The organism is Mycobacterium sp. (assembly GCF_036488105.1).
Lineage (GTDB): Bacteria > Actinomycetota > Actinomycetes > Mycobacteriales > Mycobacteriaceae > Mycobacterium.
The window spans coordinates 1-7,010 of sequence record NZ_DASXHW010000100.1; the positions used below are offsets into that span (position 1 = coordinate 1).

General features: G+C 64.5%; 8 protein-coding genes and 1 pseudogene. 6 read left to right on the top strand and 3 right to left on the bottom strand.

All coding sequences use genetic code 11. From position 1 onward, the window contains the following. A pseudogene (locus VGH54_RS05300) lies at positions 1-428 on the bottom strand (hypothetical protein); the annotation flags it as partial. A gap of 204 nt (positions 429-632) precedes the next feature. Between VGH54_RS05300 and VGH54_RS05305 the strand changes: the two are divergent. From VGH54_RS05305 to VGH54_RS05325, 5 genes are read left to right on the top strand one after another with little or no spacing between them, the layout of a single operon-like run. After that, a complete protein-coding gene (locus VGH54_RS05305) occupies positions 633-911 on the top strand; it encodes a putative holin (protein ID WP_331510889.1) in 279 nt (92 codons plus the stop codon). After that, a complete protein-coding gene (locus VGH54_RS05310) occupies positions 904-1,500 on the top strand; it encodes a hypothetical protein (protein ID WP_331510890.1) in 597 nt (198 codons plus the stop codon). The genes VGH54_RS05305 and VGH54_RS05310 overlap by 8 nt, the downstream gene beginning before the upstream one ends. A 33-nt stretch (positions 1,501-1,533) precedes the next feature. Then, the gene (locus tag VGH54_RS05315) at positions 1,534-1,998 is read left to right on the top strand and encodes a hypothetical protein (RefSeq protein ID WP_331510891.1); all 465 of its coding nucleotides are present in this window, start codon (positions 1,534-1,536) and stop codon (positions 1,996-1,998) included. Positions 1,999-2,029: 31 nt separating this feature from the next. Continuing rightward, entirely contained in the window at positions 2,030-3,424 is a 1,395-nt protein-coding gene (gene lpdA, locus VGH54_RS05320) for a dihydrolipoyl dehydrogenase (protein WP_331510892.1), read from the top strand. Between the two features lie 51 nt (positions 3,425-3,475). Then, positions 3,476-3,766 carry a hypothetical protein gene (locus VGH54_RS05325; protein WP_331510893.1) on the top strand — a complete coding sequence of 97 codons (291 nt, stop codon included), beginning with the start codon at positions 3,476-3,478 and terminating at the stop codon, positions 3,764-3,766. Here VGH54_RS05325 and VGH54_RS05330 read toward each other — a convergent pair. After that, a complete protein-coding gene (locus tag VGH54_RS05330) occupies positions 3,757-4,320 on the bottom strand; it encodes a carboxymuconolactone decarboxylase family protein (RefSeq protein ID WP_331510894.1) in 564 nt (187 codons plus the stop codon). The two genes, VGH54_RS05325 and VGH54_RS05330, sit on opposite strands and share 10 nt — an antisense overlap. Further along, a complete protein-coding gene (ramB, locus tag VGH54_RS05335; protein ID WP_331510895.1) occupies positions 4,317-5,729 on the bottom strand; it encodes an acetate metabolism transcriptional regulator RamB in 1,413 nt (470 codons plus the stop codon). The genes VGH54_RS05330 and ramB overlap by 4 nt, the downstream gene beginning before the upstream one ends. 163 nt (positions 5,730-5,892) lie before the next feature. On the opposite strand from ramB, the gene VGH54_RS05340 reads away from it, so the two are divergent. Next, positions 5,893-6,687 (top strand): acyl-[acyl-carrier-protein] thioesterase, encoded by a 795-nt coding sequence (locus tag VGH54_RS05340; protein ID WP_331510896.1) that lies wholly within the window; start codon positions 5,893-5,895, stop codon positions 6,685-6,687. The last annotated feature ends 323 nt before the right edge of the window (positions 6,688-7,010 follow it).

Below are 7,010 nucleotides of genomic sequence, written 5' to 3' on the forward strand. Positions count from 1 at the left end.
CTTGTGGAGTTGTGCCTCTCCGGTAGGGGCGGCTCGGTTTCCCCTGGTAGTGCTTGAACGCAGCCCAGAAAACCGCTCGGAACAGAAATTGGCTCGGCATCGGTTGACTCGGCGTCACCCGAATTCCGCTCTGCGGCAGCCTGTTTCTCGGCTGCGATTGCGTCAGCAGGCTTGTTGCGAATGATCAATTTGGTGAAGGCTTCGACGTACTCCTGCGCGGCTCCCGTCAAGGTGAATCCCGCAGTGGCAAGGTCGGCAACCATTCTGCGGGAGCTAAACGGTGTGAGCGGGTCGGCCAGCCACACCCCAAGGTCGTCGTAGTGATCTTGATCGAGATTACCCGCTTCGGGTGCGAATTCCGGGATGCCGTCGAGAATCAGTGCGACGTTCGTGGCGTTACCGTACTGCCGCCCCGGCTGCGGTACCACGTCGAGGATTCCGTCGTGGATGTGGTTACGCAGGAGTCGTCTTCTCGTTGATCGGTGGGCGGATGTAGCGCATGAACCGTTTGTTGGGACGTCCCTCGGGGACAGGTATCGAGAACATCTACCACGATGCAATAGCAGCCGTACCCGCAGGGCGCGCCGCGCCGGTAAAGCCGTAGCGGGCGGCAGCGGCAGTATCTTTTAATCGTGATACCGCTGCCGCGGCCCTTGCTGTTAACCGGCGCGATGCTGCTTGGCGTCGCAACCGGGCTGCTGGGCGGCACGGCGGCGCTGACCGTGGAGCACGCGCGCATGCGCCCCGACGTCGCCATTGCACTGGTGGTCGGATTCCCCAGCGCCGTCGGGCTGCTGGTGGTCCTGCTGGCCCGGCGCCGGTGGCTGACCGCGCTGGGTGCGTTCATCGTGGCCGTGGCGCCTGGATGGTTCGGCGTGCTCGCCTTGGTCGAGGTCGTGACCCGTGGCTGACGACGAACGCGTAGAGACCGAGTCGCTGCCGCTGACCGAGCCGTACAAACCGGCCTTCGACACCGGCATCCACCAGAAAGTCGAGCCCGAACTCATCGAGCCCCAGCCGCCGGCTCGGCGGCGTCGATGGTGGCACCGGCGGTCGGACGCCGCAGAGCAGCCGGATCAGCCGGTCGGCGGACTCATCCCGGCGGCCTACACCGACGCACCGCCGTCGGAGTCGATTCCCACGTCGTCGATTGCGGTGCCCGACCGGTACCAGTTCGTGAGGTGGTGGCACTTCGTGCTGATACTGCTGGCGGTCTGGATTCCCGCCGGGGCGATCGGCGCGGGCCTGTTCTATTGGTGGAGCCACGACGCCTCTAAGCACAAGACCACAGTGGTTTTCGTCGTCCTGGCCTATGTCGTGGTGAGTACGGTCGCGGGTCTGATACTGGCCATGGTGGCCGACCGGCCGCTGGTGTCGGCGCTGGCCATCGCGATGATCTCGGCGGTGTTCGCCTCGGTCGTCGCCGCAGCCCCGGTGTACGGCAAGTTCTACTGCCAACACAGCCAGCGACATTGCGCCGCAGGCGTCCTGCCGTACTGAGCACCCGAACTAAGGCTGTGCAAGGCTGGCGAGGTGAGCGACACCTCGGCCTCGTCGACGCCGGCTGATCGCAACCTCACCTCAATCGCCACCTTGATCGAAGACCCCGCGCGGTCGGCCATGCTGGCCGCGCTGGCCGGCGGGCGGGCGCTGCCGGCCGGGGAACTGGCGCGGCGAGCCGGCGTGCAACTACGCGACCGGTTGCTGGCCGTCGGGGCCATCCGCCACCTCGACGACCGCGACCACGAGCTCACCGACCGCGGGCAACACCTGGTCGAACGGCTGGATATCGACCTGGCCGCACTGCGGGCCAGTCGGCGGGTGTTCGCCCGCTCGTGCGTCGACTGGACCGACCGCCGCATCCACCTGGCCGGGGCGCTTCCCGCCGCCATCACCAGCGTGTTCCTCACCCGCGGCTGGCTCAGTGACGCGCCCGGGCGCAGCCTGCAAGTCGGCAGTGGTTATGACGACAAGATCGATGAATGGCTGGCCACCTGATGCCCAGAGTGAGGCCGTTAGGGTAGGTGCCGTGACCCACTATGACGTTGTCGTCCTCGGAGCCGGACCCGGTGGATACGTCGCGGCCATCCGCGCCGCGCAGCTGGGACTGAATACCGCCGTCGTCGAACCGAAATACTGGGGCGGAGTCTGCCTCAACGTCGGCTGCATCCCGTCCAAGGCGCTGCTGCGCAATGCCGAACTCGCACACATCTTCAACAAGGAAGCCCAGACCTTCGGCATCAGCGGCGAGGTGACGTTCGACTACGGCGCAGCCTTCGACAGGAGCCGCAAGGTCGCCGACGGCCGGGTGGCCGGTGTGCATTTCTTGATGAAGAAGAACAAGATCACCGAGATCCACGGCTACGGCAGATTTACCGACGCCCACACGCTGGCCGTCGAACTCAACGAGGGCGGCACCGAAACCGTCACCTTCGACAATGTCATCATCGCCACCGGCAGCAGCACCCGTCTGGTTCCAGGTACCTCGTTGTCGAAAAATGTTGTCACGTATGAAGAATTGATCCTGTCCCGAGAGCTGCCCGAGTCGATCATCATCGCCGGCGCCGGGGCCATCGGTATTGAGTTCGGCTATGTGCTGAAGAACTACGGCGTCGACGTGACCATCGTCGAGTTCCTGCCCCGCGCGCTGCCGAACGAGGACAGCGATGTCTCCCGGGAAATCGAGAAGCAGTTCAAGAAGCTCGGCGTCAAGATCCTCACCGGCACCAAGGTCGAATCGATCGCCGACGACGGCTCGCTGGTCACGGTGACCGTCAGCAAAGACGGCAAGACCGAGGAGCTCAAGGCTGCGAAAGTCTTGCAGGCCATCGGGTTTGCGCCCAACGTCGACGGCTTCGGACTCGAGAAGGCCGGCGTCGCGCTGACCGATCGCAAGGCGATCGGGATCACCGACTACATGCTCACCAACGTCGACCACGTTTACGCCATCGGCGATGTCACCGGGTTGCTGCAATTGGCCCACGTCGCCGAGGCGCAGGGCGTGGTGGCAGCCGAAACCATTGGCGGTGCAGAGACTTTGGCTCTCGGCGACTACCGGATGTTGCCGCGCGCGACGTTCTGTCAGCCGAACGTGGCCAGCTTCGGACTCACCGAGCAGCAGGCCCGCGACGAGGGCTATGACGTTGTGGTGGCCAAGTTCCCGTTCACCGCCAACGCCAAAGCGCACGGCGTCGGCGACCCGAGCGGCTTCGTAAAGCTGGTCGCCGACGCCAAGCACCTCGAACTGCTGGGTGGGCACCTGGTCGGCCACGACGTGGCCGAGCTGCTGCCCGAGCTGACGTTGGCGCAGAAGTGGGACCTGACCGCAAACGAATTGGCGCGCAACGTCCATACCCACCCGACGATGTCGGAGGCGATGCAGGAATGCTTCCACGGCCTGACCGGCCACATGATCAACTTCTGATGCCGATGAGTGCGGCTATCGCCGCCCGACGCCGACGGCTAGCATAGCGGGGTGGCCAGGTCGAAAGCGGTGCGAGCGGAATCGGTTTGGGCCGCGCTCGGCGGCGTGCTGGCCGGTTATGTGCTGTGGCTGGTGGCCATCTCGATCGGAGACGCCTTGGCGACGGCCGGTGTGTGGGGCCCGATCGTGTTGATCGTCTCGGTGGTGTTCGCGGTGGGTACGACGTTGTGGGGACGCCGGCTGCGGCGCAGCGGGAACCTCACGCTGGCGTCGTTCGCGCTCGCATCGCCGGTGCTTGCGGTTCTACTGTCGTTGCTCGTGGTGGCCGACAGCTACTTGTGAGCACCCGGGTTGTCCAGCGGGATCTCCAGGGCTGACATGGTCGCTGCCAGACAGTCGTATTGCCCTGCCAGCAAACAGAATTCGATGAGCTGACGCCGGTCGAGGTGATGGGACAGCTGCTGCCACACCTCGGTGCTGATCGAGCGGTTGAGGATGAACTCGTCGGTGGCACGAAGCAGCGTCTGCTGCCGGTCGGTGAGCGCGCCGGCGCCGTCGGTGGCGTTCGGCCAGGCGAAGATCAGCTGCTGCGTCTGGTCGTCGAGTCCGCGACGGCGTCCCATCCAGCGGTGGTGCTGCAGCTCGTACTCCGAATCGCGCAGGTGGGCGACGCGCAGGATGACCAGCTCGGTGTCGACGAGCGGCAACCGGCCCCGTAGCAACACGGCGGAATACGGCATCATCGACAGGAACAGCCGCTTGTGCTGACCCAGCGTGGCGAACAAGTGCATCTTGGGTGCGCGTACGGTGCGGGCCGCCGACTTCGCCAAAACCCAGTTGATCGGCCCGAGTTCGCGGAAGCCGCCGGCCGGGATGCGACCGATCTGGTCCGTCATGCGTGCTTCACCATGTACGGCGACACGGTGCTGCGGTGCTCGTCGAGATCGAGTGCCCGGCCCAGCGCGGGGAACGCCCGCTGCGGGCAGTTGTCGCGCTCGCAGACCCGGCAGCCCGCGCCGATCGGTGTGGCGATGTCGCCGGACAAGTCCAGTCCTTCCGAGTAGACGAGCCGGTGGGCATGCCGGAGTTCGCAGCCCAGCCCGATCGCGAAGGTTTTACCGGGCTGACCATACCGTGATGCGCGCCGCTCGATAGTGCGGGCCACCCACATGTAACTGCGTCCGTCGGGCATCTGAGCGATCTGGACCAAGATCTTGCCCGGGTTGGCGAACGTCTCGTAGACGTTCCACAGCGGGCAGGTGCCGCCTGCCGACGAGAAGTGAAAACCCGTGGCGGACTGGCGTTTCGACATGTTGCCGGCGCGGTCGACGCGCACGAACGACAGGGGCACGCCGCGCATCGACGGCCGCTGCAGGGTGGACAGCCGGTGGGCGATGGTCTCATAGCTCACCGCGTAGAACGCCGACAGCCGCTCGACGTCATAGCGGAAGTTCTCCGCGATTTCGTGGAATTGCCGGTACGGCAACACCGTCGCGGCGGCGAAGTAATTGGCCAGCCCGAGTCGGGCCAGCTTGCGGGACTCGTCGCTGGTGAAGCCGCCCTCATCGACCAGACCGTCGATGAGCGCCCCGTACTCCAGGTAGGCCAACTCCGCGGCGAGCTTGAACGCGTACTGGCCCGACGGCAGGTGTCCGCCGATTTCCAGCGTCCGCGTCTCCGGGTCGAAGCGGTGAAGGACGTTGTCGCCCAGATCGATTCGCTTGATGCGGACATCGTGCACCGACGTCAGCCGGTCGGACAGGTCGCGAACCAGATCGGCGCGGTGCATGCGCATCCGCACCGTGAGCTCCTCGGCTGCCGTGTCCAGCTCGTGCAGGTAGTTCTGCCGCTCGTAGAAGTAGTCGCGCACCTCTTCGTGCGGCATGGTGATCGACCCGCTGCCGCTCCCATCGGAGAAGCGGTCCTCGGTAGCGGCCGCCAGCTGTGTGGTCGTGAGCCGGTACCGCCGATGCAGATTGACCAGAGCCCGCGCCAACGTCGGGTGCGCGCTCACGACGTCGGCTAGCTCCGACTGGTCCACGTCGACACCGAGGTCGTGGTCGAGCGTGACCTCGCGTAGCTCGGCAAGCAGCCGGGTGTCGTCCTGGGAGGCGAAGAACGTTGCATCGACGCCGAACACCTCCGTGATCCGCAGTAGCACGGCGACCGTCAGTGGCCGCACGTCGTGCTCGATCTGGTTGAGATAGCTGGGTGAGATGTTCAGCATCTGCGCTAGCGCCGCCTGGCTGAATCCGCGCTCGCCGCGCAGCTGCCGGACACGCGAGCCAACGAAAGTTTTGGCCATCGGACCAGCGTACCTGCGTTGCGAAGACTCAGTTAGCAAAATTTGCACGACGGTCTGGGTTAGCGCCTCGTGGTCGTCGTTTGGCATCATCCATGAGCGGGGGAGGTTTTAGCCGGGCCACGCGGTGTCACGCGTGGGGTCCGGCGGGAGGAGTAGCGAAGCCGTGAGTTTGGACAAAATGATGATGCCGGTGCTCGACGGGCATCCCGACGTCTTCGACCGGGAATGGCCGCTACGTGTCGCCGACATCGACCGCGAAGGCCGGCTTCGCCTCGATGCTGCAGCTCGCCACATCGTGGATATCGGCCAGGATCAGTTGCGTGAGATGGGGTTCGAGGAAACCCATCCGCTCTGGATTGTCCGCCGCACGATGATCGACCTGATCCGCCCGGTGGAGTTCAACGACATGTTGCGGATGCGCCGCTGGTGTTCGGGTACCTCGAACCGGTGGTGTGAGATGCGGGTCCGCATCGACGGTCGCAAGGGCGGTTTGTTGGAATCCGAGGCGTTTTGGATCAACTTCAACCGGGACACCCAGACGCCCGCACGCATCGCCGACGACTTTCTGGACGGCCTTCGGAAGACCACCGACGTCAACCGGCTGCGGTGGAAGGCGTATCTGAAGGCCGGCCGTCGCGAGGACGCCGCGGAGATCCACGAGTTTCCGGTTCGATTCACCGACATCGACTTCTTCGACCACATGAACAACTCCGTGTACTGGAGTGTCGTCGAGGACTACCTCGCGTCGTACCCGGAACTGCTGAAGGCGCCGCTGCGGGTGACCGTCGAGCACGACGCCGCGGTGGCGCTGGGGGACAAGTTGGAGATCATCTCGCACGTCTACCCGCCCGGGTCGACCGATCGCTTCGGCGAAAACCTGGCCGATCGCACTGTTAGAACGCTCACATATGCCGTCGGCGACGAAGTCAAAGCGCTAGCCGCGATCTTCCCGCTTTAACCGTACGAGCGTTATGCAAACGCCGGTCCTGACCTGCGGATTTAAGTTACCGGCTGGTAGAAACTGAACCGTTTCAGTTCACGCCCATCTTCGCAAACTTTGCAAAAAGCGGCTGATCCCTAGCCAAAATTGGCATGAAAATGGGTGGACCAGCGCTGCTGACCTGTGCCATCTTCGTGTTAGCAAATCAGCACGATGCTGGGGGCCTTAGCAAGCCTGGAAATTCAGGGTCCTCAGATCACAAACCTTTTGAGGAGCAGTGCTATGTCGAGCGTTGGCACGCCGAAGAGCCCCGAGCAGATCCAGCAGGACTGGGACACCAA

What these genes read in the sequence shown, in the direction of transcription:
- ramB (WP_331510895.1), bottom strand. Translation starts at nt 5,729, where the DNA reads ATGGCCAAAACTTTCGTTGGCTCGCGTGTCCGGCAGCTGCGCGGCGAG.
- VGH54_RS05330 (WP_331510894.1), bottom strand. Translation starts at nt 4,320, where the DNA reads ATGACGGACCAGATCGGTCGCATCCCGGCCGGCGGCTTCCGCGAACTC.